The organism is Archangium minus (assembly GCF_044360475.1).
Lineage (GTDB): Bacteria > Myxococcota > Myxococcia > Myxococcales > Myxococcaceae > Archangium > Archangium minus.
This window is the reverse complement of the sequence record NZ_CP043494.1, coordinates 12,185,629-12,207,500: the sequence shown is the minus strand read 5'-3', so window position 1 is coordinate 12,207,500 and position 21,872 is coordinate 12,185,629. Positions and strand designations below refer to the sequence as shown.

The following is a 21,872-nucleotide window of genomic DNA, read 5'->3' as shown; positions in this document are numbered from 1 at the left end:
GGAGCGAAAGCGAGTCCGAAACGGGCGACTACAGTTGCGTGCATTATAACCCGAAGCGGGGTGATCTACACATGGCCAGGTTGAAGTGAGGGTAACACCTCATGGAGGACCGAACTCATGAAAGTTGAAAATTTCTGGGATGAGCTGTGTGTAGGGGTGAAAGGCCAATCAAACTCCGTGATAGCTGGTTCTCCCCGAAAGATATTTAGGTATCGTCTCGAGGAATTCAATACCGGAGGTAGAGCACTGGAACGGCTAGGGGTCTCACCAGATTACCAAACCGTACCAAACTCCGAATGCCGGTAATTGTTATCTCGGGAAGCAGTCAGTGGGTGATAACGTCCATTGGCAAGAGGGGAATAACCCAGACCGACAGCTAAGGCCCCCAAGTCTAGTCTAAGTGAACACTAGAAAGGATGTGGCAGGTCATTGACAACCAGGAGGTTGGCTTAGAAGCAGCCATCCTTTAAAGAAAGCGTAATAGCTCACTGGTCGAGACAGGCCGCGCCGAAAATGTAACGGGGCTCAAGACTAGCGCCGAAGCTTCGGATTGCATGCGTCAGGCGCATGCAGTGGTAGGGGAGCGTTGCAACTACAGCGAAGGTAGACCGCAAGGGCTGCTGGAGTGGTTGCGAGTGCTGATGCCGAAATGAGTAGCGATAAAGGGGGTGAGAAACCCCCTCGCCGTAAACCCAAGGTTTCCTGGGTCAAGTTAATCTTCCCAGGGTTAGCCGGGACCTAAGCCGAGGCCGAAAGGCGTAGGTGATGGCAAGCAGGTTAATATTCCTGCGCCATCTTGTAGACGTTGAACCGAGGAAGGACGGAGAAAGCTAGACGAGCTGGCCGGTGGTTGTGCCAGTCCAAAGGCGTAGGGGTGTCGCGTACGATGAAAAGGCGCGGCAGCTATCCCCGAGACCCCATGGCACCCCTCACGGGGTAAGTCGTTGATGCTCGGCTTCCAAGAAAAGTTCCGCGGGGAGTCTACAGGGTGTCCGTACCGCAAACCGACACAGGTGGGTGAGGAGAAAATCCTAAGGCGCTTGAGAGAACTCTCCTCCAAGGAACTAGGCAAATTTCCACCGTAACTTCGGAAGAAGGTGGGCCTCTGGTAGGTGAAGGCGTACAGCTGGAGCCGAGAGAGGTTGCAGAGAAATGGCGGTAGCGACTGTTTACCAAAAACACAGGACTCTGCGAAGGCACGAAGCCGACGTATAGGGTCTGACTCCTGCCCGGTGCTGGAAGGTTAAGGGGATTCGTCAGCCGCAAGGCGAAGCGATGATCCGAAGCCCCAGTAAACGGCGGCCGTAACTATAACGGTCCTAAGGTAGCGAAATTCCTTGTCGGGTAAGTTCCGACCTGCACGAATGGAGTAACGACTTCCGCACTGTCTCGGAGAGGGACTCAGCGAAATTGAAATAGCTGTGCCGATGCAGTTTACCCGCAGCAAGACGGAAAGACCCCGTGAACCTTTACTACAACTTGACAGTGACACTAGGGTTCGACTGTGTAGGATAGGTGGGAGCCTTTGAAGCCGGGCCGCTAGGTTCGGTGGAGGCAACGGTGAAATACCACCCTGTCGGATTCTGGTGTCTAACCATGCCCCCTCAACGGGAGCTGGGACACTGTCTGGTGGGTAGTTTGACTGGGGCGGTCGCCTCCCAAAATGTAACGGAGGCGCGCGATGGTTCCCTCAGCCCGATTGGAAACCGGGCGTCGAGTGCAATGGCATAAGGGAGCTTGACTGCGAGACAGACATGTCGAGCAGGTGCGAAAGCAGGTCATAGTGATCCGGTGGTCCTGAATGGAAGGGCCATCGCTCAACGGATAAAAGGTACTCCGGGGATAACAGGCTTATCTCCCCCAAGAGTTCACATCGACGGGGAGGTTTGGCACCTCGATGTCGGCTCATCGCATCCTGGGGCTGGAGCAGGTCCCAAGGGTTTGGCTGTTCGCCAATTAAAGCGGTACGCGAGCTGGGTTCAAAACGTCGTGAGACAGTTTGGTCCCTATCTGCTGTGGGCGTAGGATACTTGAGAGGCTCTGACCTTAGTACGAGAGGACCGGGTTGGAGACACCGCTGGTGTACCAGTTGTCTCGCCAGAGGCATCGCTGGGTAGCCATGTGTCGATTGGATAACCGCTGAAAGCATCTAAGCGGGAAACCGACCTCAAGAACAGGTATCCCGGGCGCAAGCCCCTGAAGACCCGTCGAAGACTACGACGTTGATAGGCCGGGTGTGTAAGCGCGGTAACGCGTTGAGCTAACCGGTACTAATTGGTCGTGCGGCTTACTTTACCTCAATCTCTCACAAGCTCCACCGAAACGGGGGAGTAAGGGATTCGAGGCCAAGGTCGAGGCCCCTGAGCGCGCTCCGAAAGCGAGTGGCGCCGGGCCCGGAAGAAGGCACCAGCTTCTGTCAGCAGGAAATTGAAAACTACCCTTTGTATGCACGCGTCACATGTTTTCCGGTGGCAATGTCGGAGGGGTCCCACCCGTTCCCATCCCGAACACGGAAGTTAAGCCCTCCAGAGCCGATGGTACTCCGCGGGAAACCGCGCGGGAGAGTAGGTCGCTGCCGGATTTTTTTTGAAGGCCCCGAGTCCTCACACCCACGTGTGGACTCGGGGCCTTCGCCTTTGCGGGCTCTTTCTCTATTGCCGCATCCCCGCCGTGTGGCGGGGCCTGGCCGCGCTCAACGTGGCTCTCAAGGGCTCGTTGCACTACGGATAGCGCACAGGGGCGGGCTCCTCGGGCAGCGGGATGAACTCCGTCTCTTGCGGTACCCGGGCGAAGCGCCCAGCCTTCCAGTCCGCCTTCGCCTCTTCCAGCCGCTCCTTCGAACTCGAGACGAAGTTCCAGAAGATGTAGCGCGGCCCGTCCATCGGCTCGCCGCCGAGGAGCATCATTCGCGCCTTCGTGGAGGCCTGGATGCCAATCTCGCTCCCCGGCCGGAAGACGAGGAGCTCGCCCGGGTTGAACTCGATGCCGTCAATCTCCACCGTGCCTTCCGTGAGGTAGAGCGCGCGCTCCTCGTGCTCGGCCGGGAGCACCAGCCCCGCGCCCTCTTCCAGGGCCGTGTCCGCGTAGAACAGGTCCGAGAGTGTCTGTACGGGCGAGCGCTTCCCGTAGAGCGCTCCTGCGATGAGGTGCATGCGCACGCCGTCTCCCTCGAGGAAGGGCATGGTGTCGGCGGCATGGTGGACGAAGGTGGGCCGGGTCTCCTCGTGCTTCTTCGGGAGCGCCACCCAGGCTTGGAGGCCGAAGACCGGCCCGCCCGCTGCCCGCGTCTCGGGGGCCGTGCGCTCGGAGTGGACGATGCCTTGCCCCGCCGTCATCCAGTTCACCTCGCCGGGCCGGATGGGTTGCACCACCCCGAGGCTGTCGCGGTGGAGGATTTCTCCATCGAAGAGGTAGGTGACGGTGGCCAGGCCGATGTGCGGGTGCGGCCGCACGTCGAGTCCCTGGCCCGCGCTGAACACCGTGGGCCCCATCTGGTCGAGGAAGATGAAGGGGCCGACCATCCGGCGCCGGGCGGAGGGCAGCACCCGCCGCACCTCGAATCCATCGCCGAGGTCCCGGGTGCGGCCGACGATAAGGGTCTCCAGCTCGGGGTGCTGCCGCGTCTCGATCGTCTCATCCCAGCTCATGTGTGGCTCCTCCCGCCGGGTCGGCCAGCGGTGCTCCCGTCTTGTCTGACATCCATCATGAGGGCGGGACCGCGTCCACACTAGACGCCGACAATAGGAAAGACCGTCCCACGGGTGGATCAGTTCGAGGGGGAGGCCGGCCAGCGCTCTCGCAGGAAGTCCACGAAGGCCATCACCTTGGGTGAATGATGCCGGGTGCTTGGATAGACCGCGTGTACCGGTGCTCCTGATGAGGTCCAGTCCGGCAGGAGGCGCTGCAGGCGTCCGGCGTTGAGGTCCGCGGCGTGGGGGAGGGTGGGGAGGAGCGTGACCCCGGCGCCCGCCAGCGTCACCGAGCCCAACATGTCGGGCTCGTTCACGACGAGGCGCGCACGGACTGAGACCTCGACCGACTTGTTCCCGGAGTGCAGGGTCCAGATGTTCCCCACCTGCCCCGCTCCGAACAAGAGGCAGTCGTGCTTCTCGAGGTCTTTGGGTGACTTGGGCGTTCCCCGTTCCTTGATGTAGCTCGGGGCCGCCATGACGATGCGCTCGAGGCTCCCGAGCCGGCGGGCAACCAGGGACGAATCGGCCAACCGTCCCGCGCGCACGGCCAGGTCGAACCCCTCCTCCACCAGGTCGACCGAGCGGTCCGTGCACACCATTTCGAGCTGCACCTCGGGGTAGCGCTTCAGGAACTCCGCGACGATCGGTCCGAGGAAGCTGAAGGTGAGAGGGGCCGTCACTCGGAGGAGCCCGTGCGGCGCAGCCTGCATGCGCGTGACGGCTAGCTCGGCCTGCTCCGCCTCAGCCACGATGCGTGCGCAGTGCTCGTAATAGGCACGCCCCACCTCCGTCAGGTTCAGCTTGCGTGTCGTGCGCTGCAAGAGTTGAGCGCCAACCCGCTCCTCGAGCTCGGACACCTTCCGGCTAACGGTGGACTTGGGCATTCGCAGCCCGCGCGCTGCCACCGTGAAGCTGCCGGCCTGCACCACCTTGGCGAAGACGAGGAGTTCGTTGAGGTCCATGTCCGTTCTCTGCTCGGGCGTTGTTCCATGGGTGGAACAGTTCTTCCAGCTCGCCCCATCTAATCAAGGCCACTGCTCGCCGCTACCTTCAGCAACGTCAAACACGCCGCACCGAAAAGGAAGAACGCACATGGCTAGCGCGACCTGGAACATCGACACGACCCACTCCGGTATCCACTTCACCGTCCGTCACATGGTCATTGCGAAAGTGCGCGGAAGCTTCCGGTCGTACAGTGGGACGGTGTCGCTGGACGAGCAGGACATCACCGCCTCGTCGGTCTCCGTCCGCATCGAGACGGCGAGCATCGACACCGGTGTCGAGCAGCGTGACGCGCACCTGCGCTCGGCGGACTTCTTCGACGTGGAGAAGTTCCCCGCCATCACCTTCCAGAGCACGAAGGTGGAGAAGTCCTCGGGCAATGGCCTCCGGGTGACCGGCAACCTGACCATCCGTGACGTCACCCGCGAGGTGGTGCTTGAGGCCGAGCAGCTCGGCATCGGCAAGGACCCCTGGGGCAACGTCAAGGCGGCCTTCGAGGCGAAGACGTCGGTCGATCGCCGCGACTTCGGTCTGAAGTGGAACCAGGCGCTCGAGACCGGCGGCGTCCTCGTGGGCGAGAAGGTGGAGATCTCCCTGGAGCTCCAGGCGGTCAAGGCGCAGCAGGGTGCCGAGAAGGCGGCGTGAGACCATGAGCACCGAGAGCCAGACCGAACAGCGCGGCGCATTCCGCCAGGTCATTCATGTCGACGGGCACACCTTTCACGCCGACGTCTCCTCCGCACAGGGAGGCCAGTCCTCCGCTCCAGGGCCCCATGACTACTTCGACGCCTCGCTCGCTGCATGCAAGGCGCTGACGGCGACGTGGTACGCGAAGAAGCACGGGATGGCTCTGGAGTGCGTCGAGACCCACGTCGAGCGCGATGACTCGCGCGAACGACAGGGCACTTACTCCCTGCGCGTGAAGCTCGCGTTCTACGGCGAGCTGACCCAGGAAGAGAAGCAGCGGCTCTACGATGCCGTCGCTCACTGTCCCATCCATAAGCTCATGACCTCGACGAACGTCGAGATCGTCACCGAGCCCCTCTAATCCGCTTCAGCCCTCTGCCTTCGGGAGAGGGGACATCCTCAAGGAGCAGGGACGAATTCTTCCTGCGTGTCCTGCTGCATCCCCCGCCGGACTCGCGTGAGGATGTCGATGCGCAGCTGGAGCCAGTCCATGCCTTTCGGCGTCTGGTAGTCGTGGGCGGAGAAGTAGGCCGTCGTCGTCCTCGCCCTCAGGACGAACCTCGCCTCCCGCTTCTGGTACAGCACGCGGAAGCCCTTCACCTTGCCTACTTCAACGAGGTCCCTCGTGATGGCCTTGGCCTGACGCTCGGCTTCCTGCGCCCACTCCGAAGACATGGTCTGCTCCCGCGCTCGGATTCAGTTGTGCGGTGGGAATGCCGCGGGCTGGCCCGTGCCGCCGTTGCCCTCGGGCTGAGGGCCGGACTGTTTCTCCTCTGAGGTCGAGCGCCCGCCTCCCTTGTGACGGATTTGCTCGTTCTCGTTCTCGCCCGAGCCCTGCCGGGTTCCCTGCTTGTCGTCCGGGTTCTGCTGGTTCATCGCCCCGCCTCCCCAGAAATGTGTTTCCTTCGAAACTGGGCACGATGGGCCTGGCTGGCATGGGCCGGAACGAAGGCAGGTCGCCTGCTCCTCGGGCATGATGCACCCGTGAATTCGTCCAGCTTCGAGTCCTCGTCCGCCGCGCTGCCAGTGGCCACCACCGCCGAGCGTGGTCTGCGGCAACGGGTGACCTCCATCTTCGGCGGTTCGGTCGGCAATCTGATCGAGTGGTACGACTTCTACATCTACTCGGCCTTCTCGCTGTACTTCGCGAAGTCGTTCTTCCCCAGCGACAACCCCATCGTCGAGCAGCTCAACACGGCCGCGGTCTTCGCGCTCGGCTTCCTCATCCGTCCGATCGGCGGCTGGGTGATGGGCATGTATGCGGACCTGCGGGGGCGCCGCGCCGCGTTGTCCCTCTCGGTCACGCTGATGTGCCTGGGGTCCCTCATCATCGCCCTCTGTCCGACGTATGAGCGCATCGGCGTGCTGGCGCCCGTGGTGCTCATCTTGGCCCGGTTGCTCCAAGGGCTCTCGCTCGGTGGCGAGTATGGCACCAGCGCCACTTACCTCAGCGAGGTCGCCACCTCCCGCCACCGTGGGTTCTACAGCTCCTTCCAGTACGTCACGCTCATCATGGGCCAGCTGCTCGCGACCATGACGCTGCTGGTGCTGCAGCGCCTGGTGCTCACCGGCCCACAGCTCGAGGCGTGGGGGTGGCGCATCCCCTTCCTGTGCGGCGCCGCGCTGGCTGTCGTCGGCTTCTACATGCGCCGCAGCATGGTGGAGACAGAGGCCTTCCAGGCCGAGGCTGCCAGGAAGACGGCGCACCGGCCCATGCGCGAGCTGCTTCGGCACCCCAAGGAGATTGCCCTCGTCGTGGGGCTCACCATGGGCGGCACGCTCGCCTTCTACACATACACCGTCTACATGCAGAAGTTCCTGGTGAACTCGGTGGGCTTGTCGAGGGACCAGTCCACGCTCATCTCGGTGTCGAGCCTGTTCATCTATATGCTGCTGCAGCCGGTGTTTGGCTTCATCTCCGACAAGGTGGGCCGCAGGCCCGTGCTGATGTGGTTCGGTGTCATGGGCACGCTGTGCACCGTGCCCCTGCTGACAGCCCTCACCCAAACCCGTGATGCCTTCATGGCCTTTCTGCTGGTGCTGGCCGCGCTCGTCATCATCTCAGGCTACACCTCCATCAACGCCGTGGTGAAGGCCGAGCTCTTCCCGGCGAGCATCCGCGCCCTGGGCGTGGGTCTGCCCTATGCGCTCACTGTGTCCATCTTCGGTGGGACGGCCGAATACCTGGGCACATGGCTCAAGCTCCGCGGCCACGAGCGCTGGTTCTTCTGGTACGTGAGCGGCTGCATCCTGTGCTCGCTGCTCGTCTACGTCTTCATGCGCGATACTCAGCGGCAGAACCGCTTCGACTGACGGCCTCTCCGCCGCAAGGCGCCTGGGCGGCTCACCTCGTTGGCGTATCATCGCGCGCGACATGTCCACGAAAGCGGCACGCGCGAAACACATCCTCCTCTGGCTTCTCGCCATCTTCGCCTCGGCGGGCGCGGCGCTCTCCTGCGCCTATCGGGCCCTGGGGAACATGCTGGGCTTCCTACGGGATGAGGGCGTGTTGATGCGGGGGGCGACCTCCTGGTTGATCCTCACCGCGCTGTTCGCGGTGGTGTGCTTTCAATGCGCCCTCCGCTTCGCCGATTCGGGAAAGCAGTACTGATTTGGCCCGCTCATCCGCCCCTCTTCCAGCGCGGCTGCCGAACTCCAGGCGGGCTGCTTTTCTGTGTTGAAGGACACACCTGACGACTGTCTCCCTTTCCACAGAAGGGTCGTGGGGCGCTGCCGCGCGTCAGGAGGGTGATGCAAATCAAGAGTGCATGCTCCCCCCCGGTCTCCAGTACGAAGAGAAGCGCCTGCAGGCCCTGCTGCGCTACGGCATCCTCGATACCCCACCCGAGTCCGAGTATGACGACATCGTTCAACTCGCCGCCCGGATGTGTGGCGTCCCTATCGCGCTTGTCAGCTTGATCGACAAGGACCGGCAGTGGTTCAAGGCGAACGTGGGTCTGCCAGGCGTGACGGAGACGGAGCGCTGCATCTCCTTCTGCACCTTCGCCATCGAGCAGGAGCACGTCTTCGTCGTCGAGGACGCCTCGAAGGACTCGCGCTTCTGCAACAACCCGCTCGTGTCCGAGGCGCCCTTCATCCGCTTCTACGCCGGGGCTCCCATCCAGTCAGAGGATGGCTACAACCTGGGGACCCTCTGTGTCATCGATCGCGAGCCTCACGCGTTTGGTGAGGAGCAGCGCCGCAACCTGCTCGCGCTCAAGCGTCAGGTGGAGTTGCTGCTGCGGCTGCGCCTCCAGGTGAAGCAGACCCAGGAGCGCAACCGCCAGTTGATGGAGTCCTCGGGTGATGCCGTCTTCCTGCTCGATGAGGCGGGGCGGGTGCTGGAGGCCAACCCGGTGGCGGTGCGGCTGCTCGGGCGCAGTGCCGCCGAGCTGCTCGGCTCCTGCTTCGAGACGCTCGCACCGGAGAACGAGCGCGACTCCCTGCGCCTGGCCCTGCGGACCTTGCGCTCGCGCGGCACGGTGCGCCTGCCGGATCAGGGGCTGACGTCCGCTCGGGGCGAGCGCGTGGCGCTGGACATCGCTGCCTCCCTCCAGGAGATGGGCTCGTCCCGGAACCTGCTCGTCGTCGGGCATGATCTCACCGAGAAGCGGCGGTTGGAGCAGCAGAGCATCCAGAATGACCGGCTCGCCTCGGTGGGAGCCCTGGCGGCGGGCATCGCCCACGAAATCAACAACCCCATCGCCTACGTGCTCTCCAACCTGTCCTACCTGCAGGGCTGGCGCGACGACCTGGAGCGGCAGTTGGCGGCGCTGCCCTCCTTCCCGGGGCACATGACGGACATGCTCGTGGAAGCCCGCGAGGTCATCTCCGAGTCGCTCGACGGCTGCCAGCGCATCCGGGACATCGTGCGCGACATGCGCTCCTTCTCGCACGTCTCGGACGAGGTGCTCGCTCCCGTGGACATCAACGCGAGCCTCGACTTCGTGCTGCGCATGGCCCAGTCCGAGCTCAAGCGCACGGCGACGCTGGAGAAGGAGTACGCCCAGGAGCTGCCCGTCGTGTTCGCCAGCGAGAGCCGGCTCAGCCAGGTGTTCCTGAACCTGATCATCAACGCCATCCAGGCCATGCAGCCCGGCTCCCCGCAGCGGCACACCCTGCGCGTACGCACCAAGCGTGAGGGGGAGTACATACGCATCGACGTCTCGGACTCCGGCCACGGGATTGCTCCCGAGGTGTTGCCGCGCATCTTTGATCCGTTCTTCACCACCAAGCCGGTCGGCTCGGGCACGGGGCTCGGGCTGTCCATCAGCCACTCGCTCGTGCAGAAAATGGGAGGAGAGCTGCGGGTGCGCAGCGAGCAAGGTCTCGGAACCACCTTCTCCCTGCTGCTGCCCATGGGCGAGCGACCGACCGAGTCACGGGCGGTGCTGGCCTCCTGACGCGGTGTTGCCCAGCGGACACCGGGTTGGGGCATAGTCCGCGTCATGTCGAGTGCTTTGGAGCAGCTCGGGGCGTGGTTTCAGGAGCGGCTGGATGGGGCTCTCTCGGAGAGCCTGCGTCGGGCGCACGCCATTGAGCTCAGCCGGGCGCGGATGCTCGTTGGGGTGTGCTGGCTGCTGCTCGGGTGCTGTTCGTTGTTCCTGGGGCTTGTGCAGCTCACGGAGTATGCAGGGAGCCTGACTGTGCTGGGCGCGGTCTGCACGGCGTGCATCCTGGTGTCCCTGGCGCTGTTGCGTTGGGGGACGTCGACCCGGCCGTCGGCGCTGCTCCTGTGCTCCATGCTGACGGGGGCGGTCATCTTCAGCACGTTCCGCATGGGCTCCCTGGCCATGGCCACGCATGCCGCGAGCATGTTGCTCCCGGTTCTCTCCGCCTACCTGCTGGGGTGGCGTCTGGGCCTGTTCTTCACCCTGCTCTCCATGCTGAACGCCGTCCTCTATCCGCTCTACGCGGGCGCCAGCTATGGGGGCAGCGACTGGTTGTTCAGCTGCTTCGGGGCCGTCTTCCTCCTGTGCGGTTGGGTGGTGAGTGGGCTGTTCCTCTCCTCGCGCATCGAGGCTCATGCGGCGAGCGAGCGGGCGTTGAAGACGCTGCGAGACAGCGAGAGCGAGCTGGCCAGCCTCATCGAGAGCACCGATGACATCGTGTGCTCCGTGGATTTGGATGGGCGGCTGATCATCAGCAACAAGGCGGCGAGGGCCTACTTCCGGCGGCGCTTCGGGAAGAACCTCCCACGAGGTGAGTTCATCTACGCCTGGCTGCCTCTCGCGCGGCAGGTGCGGTGGAAGGAGTGGCTCGCCCAGGCCCGGACCGGCCAGCAGGTGCGGGAGGAGATGGTCATCCCGCCCATTGAAGGAGTCAGCTCCACGGTGGAGACCACCATCAGCCCCGTGCTGAGCGAGGAAGGGAAGGTGGTGAAGCTCACCGTCTTCGTGCGGGACATCACGGAGCGGAAGGCCGCCGAGGCGCGGCTGAGCGAGCTGCACCGCGGCCTGGTGGATGCCTCGCGCCTGGCGGGCATGGCGGAGGTGGCGACCGGGGTCCTGCACAACGTGGGCAATACGCTCAACAGCGTGAACGTGTCGGCCAACCTCCTGGGGGAACGGTTGCGCGGCATGCGAGTCGCCGGCCTGGAGAAGGGGGTGCGGTTGTTGCGCGAGCACGAGGCGGATCCGGGCACGTTCCTCACCTCCGACCCTCGGGGCCGGACGCTCCCGGCCTACCTGGAGTCCGCCACCGCTCAGCTCGTGAAGGAGCGGGACGCCATCCTCGCGGAGCTGCGGACGCTGAGCGATGGTGTGGAGCACATCCGGACCGTCGTCGGCATGCAGCAGCAGTACGCGCGCTTCTCCGGGGTGGTGGAGAAGGTGTCCCTGCCCGAGCTCCTCGACGGTGCGTTGCGTCTTCAGGCCACCGCGTTTCAGCGGCTGCACATCGAGGTTCGGCGTGAGTACGCCGCGGTGCCGCCCGTGTGGGTGGATCGGCATAAGCTGTTTCAAATCCTGCTCAACCTGCTGAGCAACGCGCGCCATGCGATGCAGGAGAGCGGTCGTGCGGACCCGTGCCTCACCATCCGCGTGGAGCCTGGCGGGGAAGGGCGGTTGCGCATCTCCGTGGTCGACAACGGGGTGGGTATTGCTCCGGAGAACCTCCCTCGCCTCTTTACCCATGGCTTCACCACGAAGAAGGACGGGCACGGTTTTGGGCTGCACACCAGTGCGCTCGCGGCCGAGGAGCTGGGTGGCGTGCTCTCGTGCGAGAGCCCCGGTCGTGGGCAGGGCGCTACCTTCACCCTCGAGCTGCCCCTGCAAACCCTCGCTGCGGCTGCTTCTGGGTGAGTCCGGCGCGTACGGACCCCTTCATCCAGAGCCAACCCGGGAACCTTTATACCCTCACCCCGACCCTCTCCCAGAGGGAGAGGGAGGGGAGGAGTGGGGGCTCAGCCTTGGTAGGACTCGTCCTGCTCGATTCGGCTGAGCACCCAGTCGAAGTCTCCGGACGTCACCTTCGCCGAGCAGTGCGTGCAGTTGCCCGCCATGTTGATGGCGAGCGCCGCTCCGCATGAGGGGCAGCGTTTGTCCGCGCTGGGTTTTCCTCTCGTTCGCGTGCCTCGGATGAGCGTCCAGTACTCGCTGTAGCGCCGCTCGCGCCGCTGGCTGCCGCTCAGGCACATCCCATCCGAGTCCCTCACCGTGTAGTCCAGCCCCGTGGCGAACAGCCGCACCGTGAGCGCCACGTAGTACCGGTCCGCTGTCACCCGCGCCAACTCCACTCGCGTGATGCGTGCGTTCTCCGTCACGTTACGCAGCCCCGCCCTCTTGTATGCCTCCATCCAGTAGAGCTGCATCTGGAAGAGGCTGTCGCTCACGTATGGGCGCGCCCGCTCCCACTGGCGGTTGGACCACGCCACCTGCAGCTCCTGGAAGATGAGCCCGAGGCGCTGCTCGAGCGCCTCCCATGTCAGCGCCGGGTCCGCCGCGAGCAGCCTTCTCAGGCGCTCGTCCACCCGGGGCTGCTTCACCGTGGGCAGATCCGTTCCCTCCTCGGGCGTGTCTCCGGCGAGTTGTAGACCGCGCTCCTTCCGCTCCACCACCGACACGCTGTCCACCACCCAGTCGAACTCGCCCGTGTTCACCGTCTTCTGGCAGTAGGCGCAGGTGTTGCCCTGCATCCCCTCCAGGGGTGCGCCGCAGTTGGGGCACTTGAAGACCCGGGCGTTCTGGGGCGAGCGTGACTTCGCCTTCGTGGAGCGCGTGAGCGTCCACTCCTCCGCGACGTAGTAGCTCCGTGCGGCGCCAGAGGCGGAATCCTCGGTGTAGTTGGTCTCGAAGCGCACGCGGACGCTGATGCGCTCGCTGGTGGCCGAGAGCGGGCTCGCCGAGAGGTACTGCATGGCGCCCACCACCACCCCGTACACCCGCTCCGGTTCGCCGAGCACTCGCAGTGCCGCCCGTGCCCGCGTGGAGAGGTACGCGGCCATCGTGTCCAGCCGGCCGCCGCCGCGCGCCTCGTGCACCTTCGCGTACAGCGCGTAGAGGAAGTCCTCGAAGAGGATCTGCGAGAAGTCTGGATCGAACGGGATGGGTCTTCCGTCCGGTCCTGGCGGCCCCTCGGTCCTCAGCCGGTTCAGCCGCTCCCGCGCCTGCTCCTTGCGCTCCGAGGACAGCTTCTCGGTCGTACTCCAGTCAGGAGGTGTCGGGGCGTTGCGGTTCTCGACGTATTGCCTGACGATGACCACTGCGAAGACGAGTCCTAAAAACAGGCAGATGTACCCGCCGCCGGCGGCGTCGCTCGAGCCCGAGGAGGAGCCTCCGGAGTAGCTACTCGAGGAGCCGTAGCTCCGAGAGGAGCTGCTGGAGCTGGAGTAACTCCGGCTACTACTGCTGCTGCTGCTGGAGGAGCTCGAGCCACGGTAGGTGTTGCCGCCTCCCGGGCGCGCCTGGCCCTCCCGCGAGATGAGGACCAGCGCCAGCAAGAGCGGCGCGGTGAAGAGGAGCCATCGGCTAAGGCGATTCATGCGACTCACGCGGCGTGGGGAGCGTCGGGAAGCTCGTTGATGTCATCGTCGCCGCGCGGCAGCACTCGCTCCAGTGGAGGGGCCAACAGGCGCAGCGCTTCGAAGAAGGGCTTGGGGGACTCGGAGGCGGCCACAGCGGCGGATAGCTTCGTCAGCGCCTGCTCCCATTCCGAGCCCAGCGCGGCGGTGTCCACGCCGACGTCCGCCACCACCTCCACACGCCGCTCGAAGGTGGAGACGAGCACGAGCAGGCCCGTGCGCCCCGATGTGCGCGATACCCCGAGCTCCACGAAGGTCGCGCGTGCCGCCGTCCGCACGTTCTCCTCCAGCAGCTTGCGCGAGGTGAGCCTCCGGCGCAGGCTCGGAAGCCGCTCGCTCGAATAGGCCCCCATCGCGAAGGCGAGTGCCACGCCCACGGGGAAGGTCTCCAACGGAAACTCGGGCGGTAGATACAGCATGGCCAGCAGCGTCACGAGCGACAGCCCGAAGCCCACGAGGTAGTCCGTGTGCCGGTAGTGGCCCGAGGCGTGGCGGACGGCCACCACCACCTCGGCGGCGGTGCGGGCTTCAATGGCTTTCACCTCCGCAGCGGCCCTCTTCCGGGTGGCGTCTTCGAAGAATGCTTTCATGGTTTGCCAGGCTTTGTGGAGGACATGGGCTTGAGCTCGCCCCGCAGGACGGAGAGCACCATCTCTCGCGTCTCGTCGTAGGAGGGCTCGCCCTGGAAGAAGCCGTACGTGTCGTGCGCGTTGTCCGGGTGGTAGCCGTCGAGGTGGAACAGGCGCGGGCCGTTGGGGTCCTTCTCGCGCGCGAACGTGGTGGCGAAGGAGTAGGAGCCCAGGGAGATGACGAACGAGGGTCGCTCCTGGTCCGGCGCGTACACCTGGAACTCGTAGCGGCGGGCCCAGTCGCCCTCCAGCTCGAAGTTCTCCACCACCATGACGTTGCGGCCTGCTTCGCTGAACTGCTCGCGGATGAAGTAGTCCTTGTCCACCTTGCCCGCCTGGCGCAGCAGCAGCAGTGCCTCCCGCTCTGCGTCCCGCTGCTCCTTGTGCCCAAGCGCCTGGTGGAGCTGCACCAGCTTCGCCCGTGTCCTCCAGTCCTGGGGCTCCAGCTCGGCCGCCTTCTGGAAGCGCTCCAGCGCCGCGGCGGCATCTCCGCGCAACTGGTGGAGTTGCCCGGCGTTGTAGTGCGCCATCGCGAACTCCGGCTCGGACTTGCGCGCCTTCTCGTAGGCCGCCAGCGCCTCGTCCGGCCTGCCCTGCTCCATGTGCAGCAGGCCGAGGACGAAGAGCGCCTGCGCGTTGTCCGGCTCCAGCGCGAGCGTCTTGTCGATGGCCTCGCGCGCCTCCGCCGGTTTGTCGAGCTGGAGGTTCAGCGTGCCCAGGAGCTGCCAATAGCGGGCTTGTCGGGCGTCCAGCTCGGTGGCGCGGCGGGCGTCATCGAGGGCGGCCTCTACCGCGTCTCCGCTTCCGAGGATGAAGGCCTTGATGAAGTGGGGCTCGGCCTGGTTCGGCTCGAGCGCGAGGCTCCGCTCGGCCTCCGCGAGCGCTTTCTCCTCCTGGTGCAGGAGGAAGGCAGTGCGTGCCAGCACGGTGTGCAGCCGGGCATCCCGGGGGCTCTTCTTGAGCTGGGCCTCCACTTCGTGTGCGAGGGCTTCCAGGTCGGAGAGTGTGGCCTCGTGCTCCGGTCCGCGCAGGCTGAGGCGAGCCCGCTCCAGACGGGCCTCGTAGGAGTTCGAGGTGCTCTCGTGCCGCGGCGCATGGGCACGGCCCGCGGTGCAGCCGGAGCCGGCGAGGAGGACGATGAGCAGCCCTCCCGGGAGTTGGAGTCTTGGCATCCGCGAAGCATGAGATGTTGGACGCACACCTCGCAAGCGCGCTCGACCGGCCGCTTGCTTGGGAGCACACTCGGGGCAGGAGGCCTGCATGACAGCCGTGTCTCTTCCGTGGGTGGAACCGCGCGTGCTCGCTCGGCGCATCGAGAATGCCCAGGCGGAGCAGATTGATCGGACGCCATTCCCTGCGCGCCAGGGCGTCCCCTCCCTGCGCATCGCAGGCGGACGGGCCATCTTCCTCGGTGTGCGCTCACCTTACTCGGCGGCCATCGGCGTGGGGCTCGAGGGGATGGTGGGCACGGCGGACCTCGAGCGCATCGAGGAGCTGTTGAGCCGCGGGGGAGGTGCCGTCCGCATCGAGCTGAACCCGTTCTGCGAGCCCTCGCTCTCCGCGAAGCTGGGCGCGCGGGGTTACCGGGTGGAGCGTTTCCTCCAGGTGTGGTGGCGCACTCCATCGCCCGTGCCGCCGGCTCCTCCAGGCGTGGAGGTGCGGCCCATCCGTCCGGGAGAGGAGCGGCGCTGGGCGGAGCTCTTCTTCCGCGCCTACCTGGGACGGCCCGCGGGGTCCGAGCAGGAGCTGTCCGGGGGCCTGGGGCTCGTGGACACCGAGGGGAACACCTGCTTCTTCGCGCTCCAGGACGGTGAGGCCCGGGGCGTGGGCGTGGTGTCCGCGACAGAGGGGGTGGCCCTGCTCTCGGCGGACGGGGTTGCACCGCCGTTCCGAGGCAGGGGCATTCAGCTCGCGCTCATCCGCGCGCGTATGGCCTGGGCGGCCGAGCGGGGCTGCGATGTGGTGACGGCCTCGACGGAGCCCCTGACGGCCTCGCAACGCAACTATGAGAAGGCGGGCTTCTGCTGCGCGTACCCGAAGCTCGTGATGATGCGGCCACCCCTCTCGTCGTACTGAGTGGGGAGCGCTTCAGGCCAGGGCCATCTCGAAGCCGGTGCGTCCCGTTGGAAAGTGCTCTCGCGCTGCGCTCGCCGGCGTCACCGCATAGAGGTGGAAGTCCAGCCTCCGCTGGAAGAAGCCTTCCAGCGCTGGGTTGAGTGGGTCTCCCTCGTCCAGGTACAACGAGAAGAAGTGGTACCCCTTGCCGTGGTGGTCCGCGTACACCTGCTCCACCAGCGCGCGCAGAATGGTCGGGTCTTCTCCCGCGATGCTCGTGTTGCACAGGTAGAAGTAGCGGAAGTCGTTGCCCGGCTCCGGCAGCCTCGGCGCTCGCAACACCGTGGCCATCGCGTCGTAGCCCCACTTCACCCACCGCATCGAGCCCCGGTACGCCAGCACTCGGTACCTCTTCACCGCGTCCGGATCCCATACCGAGGTGCACCCCACCAGCTTCCTGCCTTCGTCGAACGCCAGGTAGCAGCCCTCCACGCTCAGGCCTGGCCAGCGCTCCAGCCGGTGCTCCAGCTCTCCTTGGTCGTATCGGTAGCCGAAGGGACGGGCGCGGTGGTCCGCGTCCAGCATCGCCGCCATGGCCGGTATGTCCCCAGCGGTGGCTCGACGCACGTGGATGCGGCCCGGGCGCGGTTTGCGCCGACGGGTGAAGTGCACCGATACCGCCGAGAAGCGTCTCAGCAGTGCGTAGTGGGGTTGGGCTTCTCGCTTCTTCTTGCGCTTCACCAACGCTTGCAGCGCCGCCGCGTTCGTTGCCATCACCGAGGTGAGGAACACGTCGACGCCCTGCCGCTTCGCCGTCTCCTCCAGCACCGGCCCGTAGAAGCGTGCCAGCCCCCGGCTGCGTCTCGCCGAGAAGCGCGTGCGGAGGTCTCCGAGGTACCCCACTCGGCACGGCCGGCCCTCCAGCCAGCCCTCCCTCACGAGCACCGCTCCCATCCCGTCCAGCCCCTCCTCTACCTCGTGCACCCAGAGCTCGGTGTCTCCTCGCTGCATGTCGTAGAGGCGGAAGAAGTCCGGTGAGCGCTGCGTGGCTAGCACCAGCTCGCCTTGCATCGGCACCGCTCCGAACAGCTCGAGCAGCCGGGGATTGTCTTCACGCGTCGCGGATCTCAGGTGGCTCATTCGCGCTTCGCACCCTACGCGAGGTGGGGGCTCAGTGGCGGCCACAGGGGGGGATTTACCCTCACCCCAGCCCTCTCCCAGAGGGAGAGGGGGCATACACGGTTAGAGGCCCTCGTGTTCGGCTGCCTGACGTGCTTCTTGCACCACTCCCTGGATTCGCCCCGAGTCTGGGAAGAGTTTTTCCGCCCGCTCGCTCAGTCTCAGTGCCTTCTTCAGTGACTCCTTCGTCCGCTCGTGCACCCACGCGCGCAGCAGCCCTGCCCACGCATCCTCCAGCGTCTCTAACGCCCGGGCTGCTCCCTCCTCGTAGAGCTTCGTGGCCTGCTCAGGCTCGTTGTGGATCGTGTCCAGGTAGTACCCCAGCTCCACCACCGCCTCGCCGCTCCGCTCCGTTCCCACGACCGCTTGCTCCAGCAGCCGCCTTGCCTCTTCAAGGTTCTCCCTCGCGTCCCGCCCCGGCTCGTTCGCGAGCTGCAACTGTCTTGCGAGCTCCAGCAGGTTGGGGGTGAAGGTGGGGCAGCTCTCCGCCAGCTCCCGGTGCAGTCTCAGTCGCTCCGGTGTTCCCGGTGCTCCCGCGCGCCGGGCCTCGCGCAGGCGCTCGGCCAGCTCCTCCACACTCGGGGGCGAGGGCGCCTTCGTCATTTCACCTTCTCCATCAACCGGTCCTGCTGCTCGATGAGTTTTTCGGCCAGCTTCAGTTGCGCCTGCGTCGCCAACGTGTAGTCCCGTCGCTCGAGCTGCTGCTTGATTTGAAACAGGGTGAAGTCGCGCAGCTGTGACGGGAAGTCCTGCACTCGTTGCAGCGTGGCCGGTATTTGTCCCAGTCGCGTGTTGAGCAGCGTGATGCGCTCCAGCATCCGTGCTGCCTGCTGCTGCGTGAGCAGCCCCGCCGCTGTCGACTCGGCGATCAGCAGTTGCGCCTCCGCGAACTGCCCCTGCGCGATGAGCGCCCAAATGCGCAGCGAGACCGTGCCTCCTTTGGTGCGTGTGCCTTCCTCGGACTCGTCCGCTCCGCACGCCCCCTCGTCGCCCCGTGCACACGCCACCCGCAGCCCTTCTCCTGGCTCCTCCCGCCGCACCGCTTCTCCGTGGCCACACCCGACGGCGCACATCAGCGTCCAGCCGCCGATTAGGACCTTCCAGATACGCACGGTCCACCCCCATTAAGGCCAAATACGATTAAACCGGATTTAGCCATGGGCGAATGTCAGGTGTCAAGTTGTAACCTATCACGTTGGGTGATGCCAGAGGTAATTTCTGGGGACCTGTCCTCGGCGGTCACCCCATCGTGACTTCAGAAGGCGTAGCCGAGGGAGAAGGAGAGCACCGGCAGGTGCACGTATCGTTCGAACGTCCGGTCCAGGTAGCCCTCGGCCAGGCGCGCGAAGCCGGTGACGAGCACGGGCACCTCGGGCACGAACTGGGGCTCTATCCGGCTGTTGGAGTCCAGTGTGAAGGCCGCGCCCACGGCCGTGCGCGCCGTCCAGCCCGCCCCCAGTCCCCAACGCCAGCCCAGCTCTACGTCCAGCATGTGCAGCACGGAGCGCACTCGGTACACGCGGTCCAGCACGGACTCGCCTATCGGCGGCGAGACGCCCGTCAGCGTCACCAGCACCTCCTCCGCGTTCGTATCGCCGCCGAGCGCCACCAGCCCATAGCCCCCCTCCAGGTAGAAGCCTGCCCGCGGGAAAGGTCTCCAGCCCACGTGGGTGCGCCACACCAGCGAGTTCTTCAGTGACTCCTCAATGAGGTCCGCCTCGTTGCGGCCATAGGCACCCAGCTCCACCGCCGCGTCATTCACCAGGCGCACGTACGCCTCGGGCAGGTAGCCCAGCGACGTCGACAGGCGCAGCCTCCACGGTGACTCGATTCCCAGCCGCCCACCCACTGACAGCGGGAAGTCCGTGTTCGCCTCCACCGTGATGTCCCAGCCGTGGCGCTCCCGCTTCTCTTCGGCCTGCGCTTGCGCTCCCGCCAGCAGCCCCGCGAGCAGCAGCAGCGCGCCTCGCCCCCTCCATGCCTTCATCGTCCCCCCTCGCCGTGGCGCCATCCCCTCTCGGGGCAGGGTGGGCACGCGGGGCAGCCCAGGCCATGCGACTCAAGGGCACGGTGGCTGGCTCGGTGGGCCAGCGTTCAGGCGGGCGTGGATAGGTTGGCTTCCACCCAGGCCTTCAGTCCGCCACCACCCATCAGCGTGCGCCAGCCCTCACGCAGTCGCGGCACCGTGTGCTCGTCCACCCGGCCGAACACCGAGTCCTCCACCTTCACCACCGTCTTGCCGCCCTCGTCCCTCAGCGTGAGCCGCACTGTTGTTGTCGCGGGTCCTCCGAAGCCCGGCGTCAGGTGCCCCGCCAGCTCCAGCACCTCCAGCGGCTCCACCACCAACACCGTGTACCAGAGCGCTCCCGCCTCGTTGCCCCAGTCCTCGTACACCCGGCCTCCCGGGCGCGCCTCGATGACGAAGCCCTTCGGCGCCCGGCCCACGTAGAAGTCCTTGGGCCACCACTGGCTCGTTTCCTCCACCAGGGCCCGCCAGACGCGCTCCCGCGGCGCTCCCACCGTCACCTCGACCTCCACCCGCGCCACGCCCACGCCTCCGCTTCCTGTCTGTGTCATGTGTGCTCCCTGCCCAGGGTGGGCCGATGGCGCGGCAGGTGGACCGTGAAGGTGGTCCCCTCCTCCGCGTTGGACGTCACGTCGATGCTGCCCCCATGCGCGTGAACGATTTCCTCGGACGTGGGAGGTGATGACGCGCTGGGGCGCCGTCAGCCGCAGCTCCTCGAGCACCTCGTGGGTGAGGGCGAAGAGGTCTCCTGGCGCGCGATCCACCGGGATACCGCCCCCCATCCGGCTGTGCAGGGCGCTCACGGTGATGTCCGCCCAGAAGCGGCTCCCATCCCTGCGCAGCCGCCAGCCCTCGCCCGTGTACACGCCGTGTCGCACCGCCTCTTCCAGCTCCCGCTCGAGCGGCGCGCCATGCAGCTCCGCGGGCACCAGCAACGAGCCGAAGGGCTGCCCCAGCACCTGGGCCTCGCGGGAGCGCCCGCCATTCGTCGGCCGTGCCGGTGAGCATGAGGACCGGGACGCCCGGCCACTGGTGCTGGATGCGGTGCAGCAGCTCCAGCCCGGTGGTCCACGGGAGCTGGTAGTCCACGAGCACGGCGTCGAACCGGGGTTGGTGCAGTGCCCGTTGCCACTGCGTCTCCTCCTCCACCTCTTCCACGAGCAGGCCGGGGAAGGCGCGCGAGAGGACGCGGATGGCCATGAGCCGGTCCGCTGGGCTGTCGTCCACCACGAGGATTCGCAGGCGCCCGTCTTCCTGGGGCTCAGGAATCAAGGCGGGACCCTCCGCCGGCCTCCGGAGGAGAGCAGGGCAGCTCGACGATGAAGGTGGAGCCCAGGCCCGGAGCACTCTCCACGTGGATGTGCCCACCCAGGGCCTTCACCACCTGATGGGTGATGAAGAGGCCCAGTCCCAGGCCGCCGTAGTGACGCTCCGACACGCCGCGCTCGAACCGGCCGAAGATGCGCGCGCGCACGTCCTCGTCCATTCCGATGCCCCCGTCGCGCACCGTCAGCCGGGCCCATTCCCCACGCGCTTCCACGCGCACGTGCACGGGGCAGCCCGCGCCGAACTTGAGGGCGTTGGACAGCAGGTTGGCCGCCACCTGCTCCAGCCTCAGCACGTCCCACTGGCCCAGGACGCGGGAAGGGGCCTCCACTTCCAGCGGGCACTCCGCACGCATCGCCTGGGTCTCGAAGGTCGAAGCCACCTCGCGCACGACGGCCGCGAGGTCCACGTTCCGCTCGTAGCGCAGGACGAGCTGGCCGTTGCTCAGGCGCGTGGCGTCCAGCAGGCTGTCCACCAGCGCCGTCATCCGCCGCAGCTGCCCGTGCACCGCCTCCACGTGCCGGCGCAGCCGCTCGCGGCTTGGCGGCTCCCCCTCCAGCTCCTGCCACATCATCTGCAAGCGCAGGGCGAGCGGCGTGAGGGGCGTCTTCAGCTCGTGGCTGGCCACGGAGAGGAACTCGTCGCGCAGGCGCACCGCCTCGCGCAGCTCCACCACGAGCCGCTCGCGCTCCGCCTCGGCCCGCAGGCGCTTGTCCTCCAGCGCCTGCCGCTCCAGTTCCCGCAGCTCCGCCTCCTGGCGCCGCAGTGCCTCGCGCTCGCGGTGCAGCTCCACGAAGACGCGCACCTTGGCGCGCAGCGTCTCCGGCTCCACGGGCTTGCGCAGCCAGTCCACCGCCCCTGTCGCATACGCGTGCGCCACGGAGGCCTCCTCGCGCGGCGCGCCCGTGAGGAAGATGAGCGGTACATGCCGCTCCGACTCGTGCTCCCGGAGCAACCGCGCCGTCTCGAAGCCGTTGAGCCCCGGCATCCGCACGTCCATGAGCACGAGCGCGAACTCCTCGTCCTCGAGGCGGTGGAGTGCCTCCTCACCCGAGTGGGCCTTCACCAGGTGCAGCGCGAAGGGTTCCAGATGGCGTTCCAGCGCCGCGAGGTCAGCTGGTTGGTCATCCACCAGAAGCACGCTGGTGCGTTGCACGTCCGCTGGTTGCACGGCTCCTCCCAGAACCCGGATATGCCGCCGTATCAGACGGGGCTTGAGACCGCGAGCGGAGATGTAACGTCATGTTGGGGCTCGG

Annotated in this window: 20 protein-coding genes, 2 rRNA genes and 1 pseudogene (1 of these 23 running past the window's edge); 9 read left to right on the top strand and 14 right to left on the bottom strand. The window is 66.1% G+C overall.

All coding sequences use genetic code 11. The features are described 5' to 3' along the window. Both F0U60_RS50230 and rrf read left to right on the top strand, forming a co-directional pair. Positions 1–2,295 (top strand): 23S ribosomal RNA (locus tag F0U60_RS50230); it begins 674 nt to the left of the window's first position. Between the two features lie 169 nt (positions 2,296–2,464). Continuing rightward, positions 2,465–2,581, top strand: a 5S ribosomal RNA gene (rrf, locus tag F0U60_RS50225). Positions 2,582–2,720: 139 nt separating this feature from the next. Here rrf and F0U60_RS50220 read toward each other — a convergent pair. After that, positions 2,721–3,647, bottom strand: coding sequence for a pirin family protein (locus F0U60_RS50220; RefSeq protein WP_395811621.1), 927 nt, complete (start codon positions 3,645–3,647; stop codon positions 2,721–2,723). Between the two features lie 119 nt (positions 3,648–3,766). After that, complete coding sequence (locus F0U60_RS50215; RefSeq protein WP_395811619.1) at positions 3,767–4,654, bottom strand: LysR substrate-binding domain-containing protein; 888 nt, start codon at positions 4,652–4,654, stop codon at positions 3,767–3,769. A gap of 130 nt (positions 4,655–4,784) precedes the next feature. Between F0U60_RS50215 and F0U60_RS50210 the strand changes: the two genes are divergently transcribed. Both F0U60_RS50210 and F0U60_RS50205 read left to right on the top strand, forming a co-directional pair. Continuing rightward, positions 4,785–5,339, top strand: coding sequence for a YceI family protein (locus F0U60_RS50210; RefSeq protein ID WP_395811617.1), 555 nt, complete (start codon positions 4,785–4,787; stop codon positions 5,337–5,339). A gap of 4 nt (positions 5,340–5,343) precedes the next feature. After that, positions 5,344–5,742, top strand: coding sequence for an OsmC family protein (locus tag F0U60_RS50205; RefSeq protein ID WP_395811615.1), 399 nt, complete (start codon positions 5,344–5,346; stop codon positions 5,740–5,742). 38 nt (positions 5,743–5,780) lie between these two features. Here F0U60_RS50205 and F0U60_RS50200 read toward each other — a convergent pair whose 3' ends face one another. Beyond that, a complete protein-coding gene (locus F0U60_RS50200) occupies positions 5,781–6,056 on the bottom strand; it encodes a hypothetical protein (RefSeq protein WP_395811613.1) in 276 nt (91 codons plus the stop codon). Positions 6,057–6,077: 21 nt separating this feature from the next. Next, positions 6,078–6,257, bottom strand: a complete 180-nt coding sequence (locus F0U60_RS50195) for a hypothetical protein (protein ID WP_395811611.1) — start codon at positions 6,255–6,257, stop codon at positions 6,078–6,080. Between the two features lie 108 nt (positions 6,258–6,365). On the opposite strand from F0U60_RS50195, the gene F0U60_RS50190 reads away from it, so the two are divergent. The 4 genes from F0U60_RS50190 (at position 6,366) to F0U60_RS50175 (ending at position 11,683) form a co-directional block, all read left to right on the top strand. After that, a complete protein-coding gene (locus F0U60_RS50190) occupies positions 6,366–7,694 on the top strand; it encodes an MFS transporter (RefSeq protein WP_395811609.1) in 1,329 nt (442 codons plus the stop codon). Positions 7,695–7,755: 61 nt separating this feature from the next. Further along, on the top strand, positions 7,756–7,992 hold the full coding sequence (locus F0U60_RS50185) for a hypothetical protein (RefSeq protein WP_395811607.1): 237 nt from the start codon (positions 7,756–7,758) through the stop codon (positions 7,990–7,992). A gap of 157 nt (positions 7,993–8,149) precedes the next feature. Next, positions 8,150–9,784 (top strand): ATP-binding protein, encoded by a 1,635-nt coding sequence (locus F0U60_RS50180; protein ID WP_395811605.1) that lies wholly within the window; start codon positions 8,150–8,152, stop codon positions 9,782–9,784. A 45-nt stretch (positions 9,785–9,829) separates the two neighbouring features. Continuing rightward, the gene (locus F0U60_RS50175) at positions 9,830–11,683 is read left to right on the top strand and encodes a nitrogen regulation protein NR(II) (protein WP_395811603.1); all 1,854 of its coding nucleotides are present in this window, start codon (positions 9,830–9,832) and stop codon (positions 11,681–11,683) included. A gap of 101 nt (positions 11,684–11,784) precedes the next feature. Here the strand turns inward: F0U60_RS50175 and F0U60_RS50170 are convergent, their stop codons facing one another. The 3 genes from F0U60_RS50170 to F0U60_RS50160 are packed head-to-tail and all read right to left on the bottom strand — an operon-like array spanning position 11,785 to position 15,202. Further along, positions 11,785–13,362, bottom strand: coding sequence for a TIM44-like domain-containing protein (locus F0U60_RS50170; RefSeq protein ID WP_395811601.1), 1,578 nt, complete (start codon positions 13,360–13,362; stop codon positions 11,785–11,787). Between the two features lie 5 nt (positions 13,363–13,367). Further along, positions 13,368–13,991 (bottom strand): hypothetical protein, encoded by a 624-nt coding sequence (locus F0U60_RS50165; protein ID WP_395811599.1) that lies wholly within the window; start codon positions 13,989–13,991, stop codon positions 13,368–13,370. Continuing rightward, positions 13,988–15,202, bottom strand: a complete 1,215-nt coding sequence (locus F0U60_RS50160; protein ID WP_395811597.1) for a tetratricopeptide repeat protein — start codon at positions 15,200–15,202, stop codon at positions 13,988–13,990. Before F0U60_RS50160 ends, F0U60_RS50165 begins: the two co-directional genes overlap by 4 nt. Positions 15,203–15,290: 88 nt before the next feature. On the opposite strand from F0U60_RS50160, the gene F0U60_RS50155 reads away from it, so the two are divergent. Continuing rightward, entirely contained in the window at positions 15,291–16,106 is an 816-nt protein-coding gene (locus F0U60_RS50155; RefSeq protein ID WP_395811595.1) for a GNAT family N-acetyltransferase, read from the top strand. Positions 16,107–16,118: 12 nt separating this feature from the next. Here F0U60_RS50155 and F0U60_RS50150 read toward each other — a convergent pair whose 3' ends face one another. From F0U60_RS50150 to F0U60_RS50120, 7 genes and pseudogenes are all read right to left on the bottom strand, one after another. Next, positions 16,119–17,225, bottom strand: coding sequence for a hypothetical protein (locus tag F0U60_RS50150; RefSeq protein ID WP_395811593.1), 1,107 nt, complete (start codon positions 17,223–17,225; stop codon positions 16,119–16,121). Positions 17,226–17,327: 102 nt separating this feature from the next. Beyond that, a complete protein-coding gene (locus tag F0U60_RS50145) occupies positions 17,328–17,867 on the bottom strand; it encodes a hypothetical protein (protein ID WP_395811591.1) in 540 nt (179 codons plus the stop codon). Then, positions 17,864–18,376 (bottom strand): hypothetical protein, encoded by a 513-nt coding sequence (locus F0U60_RS50140; protein WP_395811589.1) that lies wholly within the window; start codon positions 18,374–18,376, stop codon positions 17,864–17,866. Before F0U60_RS50140 ends, F0U60_RS50145 begins: the two co-directional genes overlap by 4 nt. 143 nt (positions 18,377–18,519) lie before the next feature. Continuing rightward, entirely contained in the window at positions 18,520–19,251 is a 732-nt protein-coding gene (locus F0U60_RS50135; RefSeq protein WP_395811587.1) for a hypothetical protein, read from the bottom strand. A gap of 107 nt (positions 19,252–19,358) precedes the next feature. Continuing rightward, on the bottom strand, positions 19,359–20,249 hold the full coding sequence (locus tag F0U60_RS50130; RefSeq protein WP_395811585.1) for an SRPBCC domain-containing protein: 891 nt from the start codon (positions 20,247–20,249) through the stop codon (positions 19,359–19,361). 37 nt (positions 20,250–20,286) lie between these two features. Next, positions 20,287–20,517 (bottom strand): annotated as a pseudogene (locus F0U60_RS50125) (response regulator); the annotation flags it as partial. A gap of 34 nt (positions 20,518–20,551) precedes the next feature. Next, a complete protein-coding gene (locus tag F0U60_RS50120; RefSeq protein WP_395811583.1) occupies positions 20,552–21,787 on the bottom strand; it encodes an ATP-binding protein in 1,236 nt (411 codons plus the stop codon). Between the last annotated feature and the right edge of the window lie 85 nt (positions 21,788–21,872).

Excerpts from the sequence above, each read along its gene's own strand:
- F0U60_RS50175 (WP_395811603.1), top strand. The coding sequence starts at position 9,830 with ATGTCGAGTGCTTTGGAGCAGCTCGGGGCGTGGTTTCAGGAGCGGCTG.
- F0U60_RS50205 (WP_395811615.1), top strand. The coding sequence starts at position 5,344 with ATGAGCACCGAGAGCCAGACCGAACAGCGCGGCGCATTCCGCCAGGTC.
- F0U60_RS50210 (WP_395811617.1), top strand. The coding sequence starts at position 4,785 with ATGGCTAGCGCGACCTGGAACATCGACACGACCCACTCCGGTATCCAC.
- F0U60_RS50150 (WP_395811593.1), bottom strand. The coding sequence starts at position 17,225 with ATGAGCCACCTGAGATCCGCGACGCGTGAAGACAATCCCCGGCTGCTC.
- F0U60_RS50200 (WP_395811613.1), bottom strand. The coding sequence starts at position 6,056 with ATGTCTTCGGAGTGGGCGCAGGAAGCCGAGCGTCAGGCCAAGGCCATC.
- F0U60_RS50215 (WP_395811619.1), bottom strand. The coding sequence starts at position 4,654 with ATGGACCTCAACGAACTCCTCGTCTTCGCCAAGGTGGTGCAGGCCGGC.
- F0U60_RS50135 (WP_395811587.1), bottom strand. The coding sequence starts at position 19,251 with ATGAAGGCATGGAGGGGGCGAGGCGCGCTGCTGCTGCTCGCGGGGCTG.
- F0U60_RS50170 (WP_395811601.1), bottom strand. The coding sequence starts at position 13,362 with ATGAATCGCCTTAGCCGATGGCTCCTCTTCACCGCGCCGCTCTTGCTG.
- F0U60_RS50165 (WP_395811599.1), bottom strand. The coding sequence starts at position 13,991 with ATGAAAGCATTCTTCGAAGACGCCACCCGGAAGAGGGCCGCTGCGGAG.
- F0U60_RS50155 (WP_395811595.1), top strand. The coding sequence starts at position 15,291 with ATGACAGCCGTGTCTCTTCCGTGGGTGGAACCGCGCGTGCTCGCTCGG.
- F0U60_RS50220 (WP_395811621.1), bottom strand. The coding sequence starts at position 3,647 with ATGAGCTGGGATGAGACGATCGAGACGCGGCAGCACCCCGAGCTGGAG.
- F0U60_RS50185 (WP_395811607.1), top strand. The coding sequence starts at position 7,756 with ATGTCCACGAAAGCGGCACGCGCGAAACACATCCTCCTCTGGCTTCTC.
- F0U60_RS50195 (WP_395811611.1), bottom strand. The coding sequence starts at position 6,257 with ATGAACCAGCAGAACCCGGACGACAAGCAGGGAACCCGGCAGGGCTCG.
- F0U60_RS50145 (WP_395811591.1), bottom strand. The coding sequence starts at position 17,867 with ATGACGAAGGCGCCCTCGCCCCCGAGTGTGGAGGAGCTGGCCGAGCGC.
- F0U60_RS50160 (WP_395811597.1), bottom strand. The coding sequence starts at position 15,202 with ATGCCAAGACTCCAACTCCCGGGAGGGCTGCTCATCGTCCTCCTCGCC.
- F0U60_RS50180 (WP_395811605.1), top strand. The coding sequence starts at position 8,150 with ATGCTCCCCCCCGGTCTCCAGTACGAAGAGAAGCGCCTGCAGGCCCTG.